Below are 13,253 nucleotides of genomic sequence, written 5' to 3'. Positions count from 1 at the left end.
CGACCGGCTGCGCCGGCCTCCGGCCGTCGGTGCCCCGGGCGGCGTTACGCGTCACCCCCGCCCCTCCCGTGGGCGGGACCCCTCATACGGTCCGTACAACGGAGTACGGCACTCGACACGACGCCCGTCATGACTCCTTCTGGACGCCGGGCTCGCACCGCTCGGCCGCAGGCGGCCTCCCGGGCTTCGCCCGGCTGCGCCGGCCTCCGGCCGTCGGTGCCCCGGGCGGCGTTACGCGTCACCCCCGCCCCTCCCGTGGGCGGGACCCCTCATACGGTCCGTACAACGAAGTGCGGCACTCGACACGGCGCCCGTCATGTCCCCGACCAGGGATGACGGGCGTCGTGGCGTGTTCCGGGGTTACTCCGGCTGGACGACCACCGCTCCCCAGCGGAGGGTGGGGGTCGAGGTGGTGACCACCGCGCCGAAGCCGCCGTGGAGGCCCGGGCCCAGGGGGATGGTGAGCTGGGCCGGGGTGTCCTCGGGGCAGTTCAGGGTGAAGGGGGCCGGGTTGCGGTCCGGGTGTTCGTCCAGGGTGAAGGAGACCACCATGCTGCCGCCGCCCTCGCAGGCGAAGGTGGTGTAGGTGTCCAGGTACGGGGAGAGGCCGCCCGAGACGAAGCCGCTGGAGCCGGTTCGTTCGGGGACCCAGATCACCCCGTCGGGGCCCGGGTAGGGGAGGAGTTCGGCCTGGTCCGCCGCCTGGGCGGTGCCGGTGGTCAGGGTGAGGGCGGTCGCCGCGAGTGCGAGGGTGAGTGCGGTGCGGCGGCGGCGCTGGAACGTGTGCTGCATGGGTCCCCCCGTGGGTCCGTGTCGGTCTCCTCCACGCTAGGGGCCGACACTGACAACGCGGGCGGCCGTGCGGTGGGTGGTGGGCTGAGGCCCGGCTTCCGGGTGGGGGTGTCACCGTGCCGCCCCGGCCCCCGGGGCCGGCGTCCCCCGGAAGGGGGCATCCGCGGGGCGTCGCACCGCAGTTGGCGGGTGTGCGGTGTAGCGGTGGGCCCATGCCCTCGCGAACGCCGCTGCGCGGCCTCCTCGGAGCCGCCCTGCTCCTGCCCCTGCTCTCCCTCGCGCCCCTCCCGCCCGCCCTCGCCGCGGACGGCGGGCGTGCCGTCGACTACCAGGGGCTCCACCTGACCCTCCCCGCCGACTGGCGGGTCGTCGACCTCGACCGCGACCCCGGGGCCTGCCTGCGCCTGGACCTCCCCACCCTCTACCTCGGGCACGCCGGCCCCCAGACCCGCTGCACCGGCCGCCGGGCCGTGCCCGCCCGCGCCGACACCCTCCACCTGGAACCCCTGGCCGGCGCCCCGCCCCGCGCCGACGTCCCCACCCTCCCCGTACCCGACGGCGCCGCCCTGCCCCCGGCCGACGCCGAGAGCGCCGAGATCCGGTACGCCCTGCACGGGCCGGGGGTGATGGCCACGCTGTCGTACGGGGCCGGACCGGAGACCGTACGGGCCGTGCTGGCGCACGCGATCGAGGCGCCCTCCGCCCCGGCCGCCCCACCGGCGCCCGCCCGGCCGGGCCCGTCCCGCACGCAGGAGCCGACGGCAGCCACCTCCACCACCGCCACCGCCTTCACCGGCCACGGCTTCGACGCCTGCACCGCTCCCTCCCAGAGCTCCATGGACACCTGGTGGGCCGACTCCCCCTTCGGCGCGGCCGGGATCTACATCGGCGGCCGGGCCCGCGCCTGCGCACAGCCGCAGCTGACGGCCGACTGGGTGCGCCGGCAAGGCGCGGCCGGCTGGCACCTGATGCCGATCTGGGTGGGCCCGCAGCCCTGGCACAGCTCCACCACCGGCCTGTCCACCGATCCCTCCGCGGCGAACGACCAGGGCCGCGAGGCCGCCGAAGGGGCCGCCGCCGCGGCCCGCGCACTCGGCCTGCCCGCCGGCACACCGCTCTACGCCGACCTGGAGAACTACACCGACCGCGACACCTGGGACGCCCCCGTCGTCGCCTACCTCACCGCCTGGACCGTACGGCTGCACGCGCTCGGCCACCCCGCGGCGGCCTACGTCGCGGCGAGCTCCGGGGCCAAGGCGCTCGCCGCCCACTACGCCCAGGCCCGGCAGGCCATGCCGGACGTCCTGTGGGTGGCCCGCTGGAACGGCGCGGCCTCCGTCACCGACGCCGACATGGGTCTGACCGCCGGCGCCGCCCAGTGGCCCGGCCCGCGCCGGGCCCACCAGTACCAGGGGGACCACGACGCCACGTACGGCGAGGTGACGATCAACATCGACCGCAGCTGGGTGTCCGTCGACCCCGCCGCCTTCACCCCGTAGTCGCCGACGGCCGCGCAACGGGGCGCCCGTCGCGGCGGGGGTCAGGCCGCCGGGACCTCGCGGGGCGGTTCGTCGTCGTTGCCGCGGCGGAGGGTGTGCAGGCCTCGGGCCGGGGTCCAGGTGCGGACGACCAGCTCGTCGCCGTCCACCGCGGTGTGGACGACCTCGGTCAGGTCGGCGTGGAAGAGGTGGAAGGGGTGCGGGGTGTCCTTCTCCTCCGCGTAGCGGTGGAGTTCCGGGGGGTCCACGATCTCCACCGCGCGGCCGGAGATCCGGACGTCCCCGTCGGGCATGGTGTCGTCCGCGCCGGGGTTGGTGTGCAGGGCGAAGCGCGGGTCGTGCTGGAGGTCGCGGGCCTTCATCGAGCCCGCCATCATGCCCAGCCACAGTTCGCCGCCGCGGAAATCCACGGTGAGCCCGGTCGCCCGGGGCGAGCCGTCCTTGCGCAGGGTGGCCAGGACATGGTGCGGGAACCGCTCGAAGCGGGCCCGGACCGCCGCCGCGTACTCCGGTTCCGCCTTCTCGAACGCTGCCCAGTTGGTCGTCGTCATACGTCCATCAAAGCGCGCGCCCACGGGGACGGCCGGTCAGGCGCGCACGATGCCCGCCCGGCGGGCCGCCGCCAGCCAGGCCGGGAACTCGGCGACGAGGCGGTCGTACAGTTCGGCGTCCGGCACGGCCAGCGGATCGGCGCCCGCGTGGAAGTAGCCGGCGTTGTCCACCACCCGTTTCTGCGGTACGGGGAGCTCGTCCAGGCGGCGCAGGAAGTCGAACTGGCTGCTGCGCGTGTTGCCGAAGCCGACGAACTGCCAGAAGAGGGGCAGGCGGGCGGCCTTGCACAGGTACCGTTCCGCCGCGAGCTTGTTCACCGGGCCGCCGTCCGTCTGGAAGACCACCAGTGCCGGATCGGCGGAGCCCGAGTCCAGGTAGTGGTCGATCACCGCGTCCATCGCCAGGTGGTAGGCGGTCTTGCCCATGTGGCCGAGGCCGGCGGCGATCTCCGTGACCCGGCCCTCGTGTCCGGTGAGGGGGACCTCCTCGACGGCGTCGACGTCTGTGGAGAAGAAGACGACCGGTACGCGTCCGTCGGAGTCGAGGTGTGCGGAGAGGCCCAGGACGCGGTCCGCGAAGGCCTGCACGGTGCCGTCCCCGTAGTACGGGCGCATGGAGCCGGAGTAGTCCAGGACCAGGTAGACGGCGGCCCGCCCGCCGTCCAGGCCGTGCTTGCGCAGCGAGACGCCGGCGCTCTTGTAGAGGCTGACCAGGGCCGGGGCCGTCTCCTCCACCTTGCGCAGGCTGATGGCGCTGCCGCCGCTCACGGTGCCGTGTCCGTCCGCGGGCGGGAGTGCAGGGCCTCGATGTCCTCCAGCATGGCCGCCGCCAGGTCGCGCTCGGAGGCGTAGTACCGCTCGGCCCACTTGAGGGTGAGGGTGGGGTACGCCCAGGCCGCCCCCTCCTGCGCGGCCTCCGCGTCCGCCTCCGCGCCGCGCCGCATGTCTTCGGCGAACCCCTGCTGCCGCAGGAGGAGTTCGCGCATCTGCTCCGGCTCCAGCAGATGGCCCAGCCACAGCCGCAGCATCGGCCCGTGCTTGAGCACCGGCGGGTCGACGGGCGTCTCGCGCGCCCAGTGCCGGACGGCGTCCATGCCCGCGGCGGTGATCCGGTAGACCCGCTTGTCGCGGGTTCCCGTGTCCTGGGCGATCATCCGCGAGGAGGCGTAGCCGGCCTTCTCCAGCCGTTTGAGCTCGCTGTAGATCTGGCTGAAGGAGGGGCTCCAGTAGAAGAAGCGCAGCGACCGGTCCGACCACTTCTTCAGGTCGTAGCCGGAGAGCTCCTCGCCGAAGGAGAGCAGTCCGAGCACCGCCCAACTGGTCGCGGGGAGCGCGCGCCGGGCCGTAGCGCCGGGAGTCTCTTCTGCCGTCTCGTCTGCCACGCAGCGCAGTCTACGACCGGTTCCGGCGGCGCCCTTCCCCCTGCTGGACGCTACTGCTAGAAGTATTTCTATTAGGCATATGGGGGGTGCGGCGGCATGGGCCGCCGGCCGGCCCCGTCGTGCAACTCCCGCCGTTCGTATGGAGGATGCGTGATCTCGCTGGACGGGAAGGTCGTCGTCATCACCGGTGCCGCGCGGGGCCAGGGCGCCGAGGAGGCGCGGCTGTGCGCGCGGGCCGGGGCGCGGGTCGTCGTGACGGACCTCCGGGAGGAGGAGGGCCGGGCGGTCGCCGCCGAGCTGGGCGGGCGGGGGCTGTTCGTCCGGCACGACGTGGCCGACGCCGACAGCTGGGCGGGGGTGGTGCGGGCGGCGGTGGCCGCCTTCGGGACGGTGTCGGCGCTGGTCAACAACGCCGCGCTGTGGCGCACCGCGCACGTGGAGGAGCAGAGCCCGGAGGGGTTCGAGGAGCTGTTACGGGTCAACCTGCTGGGGCCGTTCCTCGGGATCCGGGCGGTGGCACCGGTGCTGCGCGCGGGCGGGGGCGGCTCGGTCGTCAACGTCTCCTCCACCGCCGGGCTGGTCGGCATCCCGGGCCACGCGGCGTACGGGTCCGCGAAGTTCGGGCTGCGCGGGCTGACCCGCTCGGCGGCGCTGGACCTCGCGGTGGACGGGATCCGGGTCAACTCGGTGCATCCGGGCGCCATCGACACCCCGATGGTGGCGGGGGCGGTCGAGGGGCGGGACTGGTCGCACGTGCCGCTGGGGCGGATGGGGCGCCCGGGGGAGGTGGGGGAGCTGGTGCTGTTCCTGTGCTCGGAGGCCTCCTCGTACGTGACGGGCGCGGAGTTCGTGGTCGACGGGGGGATGACGGCGCGATGAGCGGGGGCTTCGCGAACGAGGGCCGGCGGCAGCCGGAGGCGCTGTCGCCGGACGCGCGGCGGCTGTGCGACGCGATGGCGGCGGTGTTCCCGGGACCGGGGGATGTGGCGGCGCTGCGGGCGGCGGCGGGGGCCGGGAGGGGACGGCCGGGCATGCGGGGGCCGGAGGTGGCCTCGGTGCGGGACGCCGTCGCCTCCGGGGTGCCGGTGCGCGTCTACGACCCGGCGCCGGGGGAGCGGGGCCGGGTCCTCGCCGTGTACTTCCACGGCGGCGGCTGGGTGATGTGCGGGATCGACACGCACGACGCCCTGTGCCGGGAGCTGGCCGCCGCCTCGGGGGCGGTGGTCGTCTCGGCCGGCTACCGGCTGGCTCCGGAACACCCCTGGCCGGCGGCGGCCGACGACGCCCTGGCGGTGCTGCTGTGGGCGCGGACCGGGGCGGGCCGGCTGGGCTGCGACGCGGGGCGGGTGGTGGTGGCGGGGGACTCCAGCGGGGGCAACCTGGCGGCCGTCACCGCGCTGCGGGCGCCGGGGCTGGTCGCCGGCCAGCTGCTGGTGTACCCGCCGCTGGACGCGTCGATGGGCTCGGAGTCGGTGGCGGCCTTCGGCCGGGGGTACTTCCACACCGCCGCCCACATGGCCTGGTACTGGGACCTGTACGGCGGCGACCCCGCCCACCCGCACGTCTCACCGCTGCGGGCGCCGGACCTGTCCGGGCTGCCGCGCACGCTGATCGTCCTGGCCGACTGCGACCTGCTGCGGGACGAGGGGCTCGCGTACGCGCGCCGGCTGGGGGCGGCGGGGGTGGACTGCGAGGTCCGGCTCCACCCCGGGGTCTTCCACGGCTTCCTCGGCCTGCCGCTGCCGGCCGCCGCGACGGCCCGTGCGGGCGCGGCGGCATGGCTGGCCGCCACCGGCCGGCGGGGGCGGGCGGCCGGGGGCGGGGCCGGCGAGGGAGGTGGGGACGGGGCGGCCGGATTCGAACCGGCGTCCTCCTCCTGAGCAGGGAGGCGCAACGACCTCTGTGCTACGGCCCGTCCTTGCCGGTCATCGTAGGCGCCGGCGCGTTGCCGGCGGGGCGGGGCGGCCGGATTCGAAGCGGGGGCCTCCTCCCTGACGCATCCCCGGCATGATGTGTCCATGCCTGGATTCCTCCTGCGCGCCTTCCTGCTCCTCGCCGTGGAGTGCGGTGCCGCCGCGCTGCTGCGGGACCCCGGGACGCCGTGGATCCCCGTGCTGCTGGCGGTGTTCGTGGCCGGCTCGGCCGTACCGCACGGCAGCGAGGCGGAGTTCGCGGCCCGGTTCCTCGTCGCGCTCACCGCGGTCGGGGTGGCCCGGCTGGGGGCGTCGGCCTGGGAGGGGCACGGCTGGGCCGCCTCCGCGGGGCTCGGGGTGTTGCTGCTGCTCCAGACCGGGGCACTGCTACGGCTCTCGCTGCGCCGCCGGCGCGGGCGCCGCCCGGCCCGCCGGCGCGGCCCCCGCCGCTGAATCCGTTCGCGTACGTGACCCGGTTCGAGGTGGACTCGGCCTTCCTGGAGCGGTATCCGGTGCAGCGGGCGGGTGGCGAGACGATCCTGGAGCTGTAGGTTCCGGCGGAGGAGCCGCCTCCGCGCGAAGACCCCGCCCCGGCCGGGCCCCGGCAAGCCCCGGCCGGGCCGGATATGCGCTCGTCACGGGCGGGCCGCTGTGCCGAGAATGCCGGCATGACGACTCGCGCCAGGTCCTTCGACGCCGCCGCCGCCCTCTACCACTCCGCCCGCCCCGGATACCCCGACGCGTTGTTCGACGCCGTCGAGGAACTCGCCGGGATGCCGTTGCGCGGGGCCCGGGTGGCCGATGCCGGGGCCGGGACCGGCATCGCCAGCGCCCTGCTGCACGCGCGCGGGGCGCGGGTGCTCGCCGTCGAGCCCGGCGACGGCATGGCCGCCGAGTTCCGCCGCGCACACCCCGGGATCCCGATCGTGCGCGGCGACGGCGACCGCCTCCCCCTGGCCTCCGGCTCCCTCGACCTGCTGACCTACGCCCAGGCCTGGCACTGGACCGACCCGGCCCGCTCCGTCCCCGAGGCCCGCCGCGTGCTGCGCCCGGGCGGGGCCCTCGCCCTCTGGTGGAACGACCTGGACCTGACCGTCCCCTGGATCGCCGGGCAGGACGAGCGGATCGCCTCCCTCTTCGGCGTCCCCGCCGGCGCCCAGCCGAGGGAGGACCCCGAGGAGCTCGGCCTCACCACCCGCGAGGTCCGCTGGTCGCGCCGGATCCCGCTCGACGCGCACCTCGCCAACCTCTCCAGCCACTCCGCCTTCCTCCTCCTCGGGGAGTCCCGCACCCGGGAGTTCACCGGGGCCGAGCGGGAGCGGCTGCTGGAGCTGTTCCCCGACGGGACGGTCGAGGAGCCCTACGTGGTCACCCTCCGCGTGGCCGTCGTCTGAGGCAGGCCGCGCACCACCTCCGCCCGGCACTGCGACGGGGTGCCCCAGGCGTCGCGCAGCGGCCGGGCCTTGCGCAGCCACAGGGACAGGTCCAGTTCCTCCGTGTACCCGACCGCCCCGTGCAGCTGGAGGGCGGTGCGGGCGGCCCCGTACGCCGCCTCGCCGGCGGTCAGCTTCGCGGCGGCGACGTCCCCGTCCGACAGGGACAGCGCCGCCGCCCACAGCAGCGGCCGGGCGAACTCCAGCTCCAGCAGGGTGTCCGCCAGCCGGTGCTTGACCGCCTGGAAGCTCCCGACCGGCACCCCGAACTGGGTGCGCTGCTTCACGTACTCCACCGTCCGCGCCAGCAGTGCCTCGCCCACCCCGAGGCACTGGGCCGCCGTCAGCAGCCGCGCCCACCGCGCGGCCGTCCCCGCGGCGGCCAGGACGGCCGGGCCCACCGCCAGCGGCTCCCCGCCCGTCGCCGGGACGCCGAGCCCGCGCGCCGGGTCCAGCGAGGGCAGCCGCTCCCCGGCGCCCGGCGCCAGCCGCAGCTCGCCCGCCCCGGCCGAGGCCCCGGCGGACACCGTGAAGCAGTACGCCGCCGCGTCCGCGTCCAGGGCGTACGGGGAGCCGCCCGGCAGGGTCAGGGTGGCCAGGGCGTCACCCGCCACCAGCCCCGGGAGGAACCGTTTCGCCGGCCCCTCCTCCCCGAGCCGGGCCAGCTCCGCCAGCAGCACCACCGCCGCGGCCGTCTCCACCGCCGGCCCCGCCACCCCCGCCCGCCCCAGCTCCACGAAGCCCAGCGCCAGCTCCACCGGCAGCGGCCCCAGCCCCTCGTACGCCTCCGGCGCGGCCAGCGCGCACAGGCCCGTGTCCGCGAGCCGCGACCACAGGGCCAGCCCGGGCCCGTGGTCCCCGGCCGCCCAGGCCCGCACCGTCGCCGGGACCTGCGCCGCGCCCAGCAGGGAGCGCAGCACACGGGCGAAGTCGGACTGTTCCCCGGTCGGCAGGAAGCGCATCAGCGGCGGCCCTTCGGAAGGCCGAGCAGCCGCTCGGCGATGATGTCGCGCTGGATCTCGTTCGTCCCCGCGTAGATCGGCCCGGCGAGCGAGAACACCCACGGCTCGGCCCACGGCCCGTCCGCCCGCTCCGCGTACGGGCCCAGCAGGTCCAGGGCCGTCTCGTGCAGGGCGATGTCGTACTGCGACCAGAACACCTTGTTCAGGCTGGACTCGGCGCCGGTCTCCCCGCCCGCCGCGAAGCGGGTGGCGCCGGCCCAGGTGAACAGCTCGTAGGCGCGCGCCCCGACCACCGCGTCCGCGACCCGGTCGCGCAGCGCGGTGTCCGCCGGGTCGCCCCGCTCCCGCCACAGGGCGGCCAGCCGGCCGGCGGCCGCCAGGAACCGGCCGGGGGAGCGCAGGGTCAGCCCGCGCTCGTTGCCGGTGGTCGACATCGCGATCCGCCAGCCCTGTCCCGGCTCGCCGATCACGTCCTCGTCGGGGACGAAGACCCGGTCCAGGAAGAGTTCCGCGAAGGCCGGCTTGCCGTCGAGGCGGCCGATGGGGCGCACCGTCACGCCCGGGGCGCGCAGGTCGAACATCAGGTAGGTCAGCCCCTGGTGGGGCCGGGCGGCCTCCGGGTCGCTGCGGAAGAGACCGAAGGCCCGGTCGGCGAAGGCGGCCCGCGAGGACCAGGTCTTCTGCCCCGACAGCAGCCAGCCGCCCTCCGTGCGCACCGCCCGGGACCGCAGCGAGGCCAGGTCCGAGCCCGACTCCGGCTCCGACCAGGCCTGCGCCCAGATCACCTCGCCGCTCGCCATGGACGGCAGCACCCGCGCCCGCTGCCCGGGCGTGGCGTGGTCGAAGAGGGTCGGGGCCAGCAGGCTGATCCCGTTCTGCGCGACCCGGCCGGGCGCGCCCGCCGCCCAGTACTCCTCCTCGAAGACCAGCCACCGTTCGAGGTCCGCGCCCCGGCCCCCGTACTCCTCGGGCCAGGACACCGCCGACCAGCGGCCGGAGTGCAGCAGCGCCTCCCACTCCCGGTGCGCGGCGAAGCCCTCCGCCGTCTCCAGCGAGGGCAGGGGGACGTCCGGCACGTGCTCGTGCAGCCAGGCCCGGGCCTCGGCCCGGAAGGCCGCCACCTCGGGGGAGTGGTCGAGGTCCATCAGCCGTCCGCCTCCTTCGCGCACACCTTCCCTAACAAGTGTTTGGTAGGTTAACGTACGGCCATGAGCAGCGTCGAGGAGTCCCGCAACGAGGCGCCCGCCTACGCCCCCGCCTACGTCCCCGCCCACGGCCTGCTGCGCGGCCGCACCGCCGTCGTCACCGCCGCGGCCGGGGCCGGGATCGGCGGCGCCACCGCCCGCCGCTTCCTGGAGGAAGGGGCCGACGTCCTGATCAGCGACGCCCACGCCCGCCGGCTCAAGGAGTCCGAGACGGCCCTCGCCGCCGAGTTCGGCGCACACCGCGTCGCCTCCCTGCCCTGCGACGTCACCGACGAGGACCAGGTCAGGGCCCTCTTCGCGCACGCCGGCCGGCTCCACGGCGGCCTCGACGTCGTCGTCAACAACGCCGGCCTCGGCGGCACCGCCGCCCTCGTCGACATGACCGACGAGCAGTGGACCCGCGTCCTCGACGTCACCCTGAACGGCACCTTCCGCTGCACCCGCGCCGCCCTGCGCGCCTTCAAGGACTCCGGCCGCGCGGGCGTCATCGTCAACAACGCCTCCGTCATCGGCTGGCGCGCCCAGACCGGCCAGGCCCACTACGCCGCCGCCAAGGCCGGGGTGATGGCCCTGACCCGCTGCGCGGCGCTGGAGGCCGCCGAGTTCGGCGTACGGGTCAACGCGGTCGCCCCGAGCCTGGCCATGCACCCGCACCTGGTGAAGGTCACCAGCGAGGAACTGCTGGCCGAGCTCACCGCCCGCGAGGCCTTCGGCCGCTACGCCGAGCCGTGGGAGGTCGCCAACGTCATCGTCTTCCTCGCCAGCGGCTACTCGTCCTACATGACGGGCGAGACCGTCTCGGTCAGCAGCCAGCACCCCTAGGCCCGGACCAGAATGGGGCCGTGCCAACGAACAAGCCGACCGCCAAGCCGACCGCCAAACCGACCGCAAAGCCGACCGCAAAGCCCGCCGCCGGACCCGGCGCGAAGCGGAAGCCGCAGGTGACCCCCTCGCCCGAGCGGCGCCGGGAACTCCTGGACACCGCCGCCGAGGTCTTCGCCGCCCAGGGCTACAACGCCACCACCGTCCGCAAGATCGCCGATGCCGCCGGGATGCTCGCCGGCAGCCTCTACTACCACTTCGATTCCAAGGAATCGATGCTCGACGAGATCCTCTCGGCCTTCCTGAACGAGCTGTGGGACGGGTACGACACCGTCCTCGCCGCCGGCCTCGGCCCCCGGGAGACCATCGAGGCCCTCGTCACCGAGTCCTTCCGGGAGATCGACCGGCACCGCGCCGCCGTCGCCATCTACCAGAAGGAGGCCCGCACCCTCTCCGCGCAGCCCCGCTTCCACTACCTCTCCGACTCGCAGGTGAAGTTCGAGAAGGCATGGCTGGGGACGCTGGAGCGGGGGGTCGCCGCCCGGGTCTTCAGGGCCGACCTCGACATCCGCCTCACCTACCGCTTCGTGCGCGACACGGTGTGGGTGGCGGCGTCCTGGTACCGGCCGGGCGGACAGCACAGCCCCGAGGAGATCGCCCGCCAGTACCTGTCGATGGTGCTCGACGGGATCGCCGTACGCCCCTAGAACGCCCCGCAGTCAGCAGAGGAGCCCCCGATGCCCGAGGCCTACATCATCGACGCCGTGCGCACCCCCGTCGGGCGGCGCGGCGGCGGCCTGTCCCGGGTCCATCCCGCGGACCTGGGCGCGCACGTCCTCAAGGCCCTCGTCGAGCGAGCCGGGGTGGACCCGGCCGCCGTGGAGGACGTGGTCTTCGGCTGCCTCGACACGGTGGGCCCGCAGGCCGGGGACATCGCCCGGACCGCCTGGCTGGCCGCCGGGCTGCCCGAGGAGGTCCCCGGGGTCACCGTCGACCGGCAGTGCGGCTCCTCCCAGCAGGCCGTCCACTTCGCCGCCCAGGCAGTGCTCTCCGGCACCCAGGACCTGGTCGTCGCGGGCGGCACCCAGAACATGTCGATGATCCCCATCGCCTTCGCCTCCCGGCAGGCGGCCGAACCCCTCGGCTTCACCGAGGGCCCCTACGCGGGCTCGGCGGGCTGGCGCGCCCGCTACGGCGACGCCCCCGTCAACCAGTTCCACGGGGCGCAGCTCATCGCCGAGAAGTGGGGGATCTCGCGCCGGGACATGGAGGAGTTCGCCCTCACCTCCCACCGGCGGGCGGTCCGCGCGATCGACGAGGGCCGCTTCGCGCGCGAGACCGTCCCGTACGGGGACGTGACCGTCGACGAGGGGCCGCGCCGCGACACCACCCTGGAGAAGATGGCGGGGCTCAAGCCGGTCGTGGAGGGCGGCACCATCACCGCCGCCGTCTCCTCCCAGGTCTCCGACGGCGCGGCGGCCCTGCTGATCGCCTCCGAACGGGCCGTCGCCGAGCACGGCCTCACCCCCCGCGCCCGCATCCACCACCTGTCGGTGCGCGGCGAGGACCCCATCCGGATGCTGTCCGCCCCGATCCCGGCCACCGCCCACGCGCTGAAGAAGACGGGCCTGACCCTGGACGCCATCGACCTGGTCGAGATCAACGAGGCCTTCGCCCCGGTGGTGCTGGCCTGGCTGAAGGAGACGGGCGCCGATCCCGCCCGGGTGAACGTCAACGGCGGCGCCATCGCCCTGGGCCACCCGCTGGGCGCGACCGGCGTCAAGCTGATGACCACCCTCCTGCACGAGCTGGAGCGCACCGGCGGCCGCTACGGCCTCCAGACCATGTGCGAGGGCGGCGGCCAGGCCAACGTCACGATCATCGAACGCCTCTGACCCAGGCACCGGCGGACGCGGGGGCCGGGCCGCCCGAACCCGGCCCCGCCCCCGCTCCGGTCACGGCACCAGGGCGAAGCCGAGCAGTACGGCGGCCTCCACCCGGACCGAGCCCGGCGCCAAGGCCCCGTCCAGCTCCAGGTTCGCGTGCTCGCGCCGTCCGTGGCCGTAGCCGCGCAGGGACTCCGGGTCCACGTCCTTGATGCGGAGGTCCGTACGGTGAGACGTCGCCGTCGGGCACGCCGTGCTCGCGCAGGACCGCCCGCAGCCGCCCCACCGCCGCGCCCGCCCCGGCGAAGGCCTCCTTGAAGCAAGATCGACCAGCCCTGGCCAGGGATTTGGCCGGTCCGGAGCGGGACTCCCGCCGCGGCGGCAGCGGACACCGGCCGAGGTGTGCTAGCTTGGTGGTGTTGCAGTTGTGGTACCCATGAACTTTATGTGCGCCTGACGGGATTGCTCCGCAGGCGCTTTTATTGTTTTTGCCGGAATCTCCCGGATGGGGCCCTTGCCGCCTATTCAGGAGATTTAACATGGCACTTGGCACCGTGAAGTGGTTCAACTCGGAAAAGGGCTTCGGCTTCATCGAGCAGGACGGTGGCGGTCCGGACGTCTTCGCCCACTACTCGAACATCGCCACCCAGGGCTTCCGTGAGCTCCAGGAGGGCCAGCGCGTGTCCTTCGACGTGACCCAGGGCCAGAAGGGCCCCCAGGCGGAGAACATCGTCCCCGCCTAATTTCTTCAGCATGCCGGGGTCCGCACCGCGAGGTGCGGACCCCGGCTTGTCTGCTGTCTCGACCT

The 13,253-nt window shown here is 75.0% G+C and carries 16 protein-coding genes, 1 tRNA gene and 1 pseudogene; 10 read left to right on the top strand and 8 right to left on the bottom strand.

The features are described from left to right. Positions 1 to 360: 360 nt before the first annotated feature. Positions 361 to 792 (bottom strand): hypothetical protein, encoded by a 432-nt coding sequence (locus ACZ5NJ_RS11495; protein WP_468764509.1) that lies wholly within the window; start codon positions 790 to 792, stop codon positions 361 to 363. Between the two features lie 212 nt (positions 793 to 1,004). On the opposite strand from ACZ5NJ_RS11495, the gene ACZ5NJ_RS11490 reads away from it, so the two are divergent. After that, positions 1,005 to 2,291, top strand: coding sequence for a DUF1906 domain-containing protein (locus ACZ5NJ_RS11490; RefSeq protein ID WP_468764508.1), 1,287 nt, complete (start codon positions 1,005 to 1,007; stop codon positions 2,289 to 2,291). Positions 2,292 to 2,332: 41 nt separating this feature from the next. Here ACZ5NJ_RS11490 and ACZ5NJ_RS11485 read toward each other — a convergent pair whose 3' ends face one another. The 3 genes from ACZ5NJ_RS11485 to ACZ5NJ_RS11475 are packed head-to-tail and all read right to left on the bottom strand — an operon-like array spanning position 2,333 to position 4,233. Continuing rightward, entirely contained in the window at positions 2,333 to 2,842 is a 510-nt protein-coding gene (locus ACZ5NJ_RS11485; RefSeq protein WP_468764507.1) for a pyridoxamine 5'-phosphate oxidase family protein, read from the bottom strand. 36 nt (positions 2,843 to 2,878) lie between these two features. Next, positions 2,879 to 3,610, bottom strand: coding sequence for a VWA domain-containing protein (locus ACZ5NJ_RS11480; protein WP_468764506.1), 732 nt, complete (start codon positions 3,608 to 3,610; stop codon positions 2,879 to 2,881). Further along, the gene (locus ACZ5NJ_RS11475; protein WP_468764603.1) at positions 3,607 to 4,233 is read right to left on the bottom strand and encodes a PadR family transcriptional regulator; all 627 of its coding nucleotides are present in this window, start codon (positions 4,231 to 4,233) and stop codon (positions 3,607 to 3,609) included. The genes ACZ5NJ_RS11480 and ACZ5NJ_RS11475 overlap by 4 nt, the downstream gene beginning before the upstream one ends. A gap of 141 nt (positions 4,234 to 4,374) precedes the next feature. On the opposite strand from ACZ5NJ_RS11475, the gene ACZ5NJ_RS11470 reads away from it, so the two are divergent. Together ACZ5NJ_RS11470 and ACZ5NJ_RS11465 are read left to right on the top strand one after the other, a co-directional pair. Beyond that, positions 4,375 to 5,103, top strand: a complete 729-nt coding sequence (locus ACZ5NJ_RS11470) for an SDR family NAD(P)-dependent oxidoreductase (RefSeq protein WP_468764505.1) — start codon at positions 4,375 to 4,377, stop codon at positions 5,101 to 5,103. Continuing rightward, the gene (locus ACZ5NJ_RS11465) at positions 5,100 to 6,104 is read left to right on the top strand and encodes an alpha/beta hydrolase (protein WP_468764602.1); all 1,005 of its coding nucleotides are present in this window, start codon (positions 5,100 to 5,102) and stop codon (positions 6,102 to 6,104) included. Before ACZ5NJ_RS11470 ends, ACZ5NJ_RS11465 begins: the two co-directional genes overlap by 4 nt. Here ACZ5NJ_RS11465 and ACZ5NJ_RS11460 read toward each other — a convergent pair. After that, positions 6,062 to 6,141, bottom strand: a tRNA-Ser gene (locus ACZ5NJ_RS11460). The two genes, ACZ5NJ_RS11465 and ACZ5NJ_RS11460, sit on opposite strands and share 43 nt — an antisense overlap. A gap of 101 nt (positions 6,142 to 6,242) precedes the next feature. Here ACZ5NJ_RS11460 and ACZ5NJ_RS11455 point away from each other — a divergent pair. The 3 genes and pseudogenes from ACZ5NJ_RS11455 (at position 6,243) to ACZ5NJ_RS11445 (ending at position 7,531) form a co-directional block, all read left to right on the top strand. Next, positions 6,243 to 6,590 carry a hypothetical protein gene (locus tag ACZ5NJ_RS11455; RefSeq protein ID WP_468764607.1) on the top strand — a complete coding sequence of 116 codons (348 nt, stop codon included), beginning with the start codon at positions 6,243 to 6,245 and terminating at the stop codon, positions 6,588 to 6,590. An 11-nt stretch (positions 6,591 to 6,601) separates the two neighbouring features. After that, positions 6,602 to 6,685, top strand: a pseudogene (locus ACZ5NJ_RS11450) (ADP-ribosylation/crystallin J1); the annotation flags it as partial. Positions 6,686 to 6,805: 120 nt separating this feature from the next. Then, a complete protein-coding gene (locus ACZ5NJ_RS11445) occupies positions 6,806 to 7,531 on the top strand; it encodes a class I SAM-dependent methyltransferase (RefSeq protein ID WP_468764504.1) in 726 nt (241 codons plus the stop codon). On the opposite strand, the gene ACZ5NJ_RS11440 is transcribed toward ACZ5NJ_RS11445, so the two are convergent. Then, on the bottom strand, positions 7,498 to 8,532 hold the full coding sequence (locus ACZ5NJ_RS11440; protein ID WP_468764503.1) for an acyl-CoA dehydrogenase family protein: 1,035 nt from the start codon (positions 8,530 to 8,532) through the stop codon (positions 7,498 to 7,500). The genes ACZ5NJ_RS11445 and ACZ5NJ_RS11440 overlap by 34 nt on opposite strands. Further along, positions 8,532 to 9,677, bottom strand: a complete 1,146-nt coding sequence (locus tag ACZ5NJ_RS11435) for an acyl-CoA dehydrogenase family protein (RefSeq protein WP_468764502.1) — start codon at positions 9,675 to 9,677, stop codon at positions 8,532 to 8,534. The genes ACZ5NJ_RS11440 and ACZ5NJ_RS11435 overlap by 1 nt, the downstream gene beginning before the upstream one ends. Positions 9,678 to 9,740: 63 nt before the next feature. Here ACZ5NJ_RS11435 and ACZ5NJ_RS11430 point away from each other — a divergent pair, with 63 nt between their 5' ends. The 3 genes from ACZ5NJ_RS11430 (at position 9,741) to ACZ5NJ_RS11420 (ending at position 12,454) form a co-directional block, all read left to right on the top strand. Then, positions 9,741 to 10,559, top strand: a complete 819-nt coding sequence (locus tag ACZ5NJ_RS11430; RefSeq protein WP_468764501.1) for an SDR family oxidoreductase — start codon at positions 9,741 to 9,743, stop codon at positions 10,557 to 10,559. A gap of 119 nt (positions 10,560 to 10,678) precedes the next feature. Next, complete coding sequence (locus ACZ5NJ_RS11425) at positions 10,679 to 11,266, top strand: TetR/AcrR family transcriptional regulator (protein ID WP_468764601.1); 588 nt, start codon at positions 10,679 to 10,681, stop codon at positions 11,264 to 11,266. Positions 11,267 to 11,296: 30 nt separating this feature from the next. Then, a complete protein-coding gene (locus ACZ5NJ_RS11420) occupies positions 11,297 to 12,454 on the top strand; it encodes an acetyl-CoA C-acetyltransferase (protein ID WP_468764500.1) in 1,158 nt (385 codons plus the stop codon). Between the two features lie 60 nt (positions 12,455 to 12,514). On the opposite strand, the gene ACZ5NJ_RS11415 is transcribed toward ACZ5NJ_RS11420, so the two are convergent. After that, positions 12,515 to 12,649, bottom strand: coding sequence for a hypothetical protein (locus ACZ5NJ_RS11415; RefSeq protein WP_468764499.1), 135 nt, complete (start codon positions 12,647 to 12,649; stop codon positions 12,515 to 12,517). 335 nt (positions 12,650 to 12,984) lie between these two features. Between ACZ5NJ_RS11415 and ACZ5NJ_RS11410 the strand changes: the two genes are divergently transcribed. Continuing rightward, a complete protein-coding gene (locus tag ACZ5NJ_RS11410) occupies positions 12,985 to 13,188 on the top strand; it encodes a cold-shock protein (RefSeq protein WP_052872633.1) in 204 nt (67 codons plus the stop codon). The last annotated feature ends 65 nt before the right edge of the window (positions 13,189 to 13,253 follow it).

Source organism: Streptomyces sp. NPDC032091, from assembly GCF_055580265.1.
Note: the sequence above shows the minus strand (reverse complement) of the source record. Positions and strands in the feature narration are given on the sequence as shown.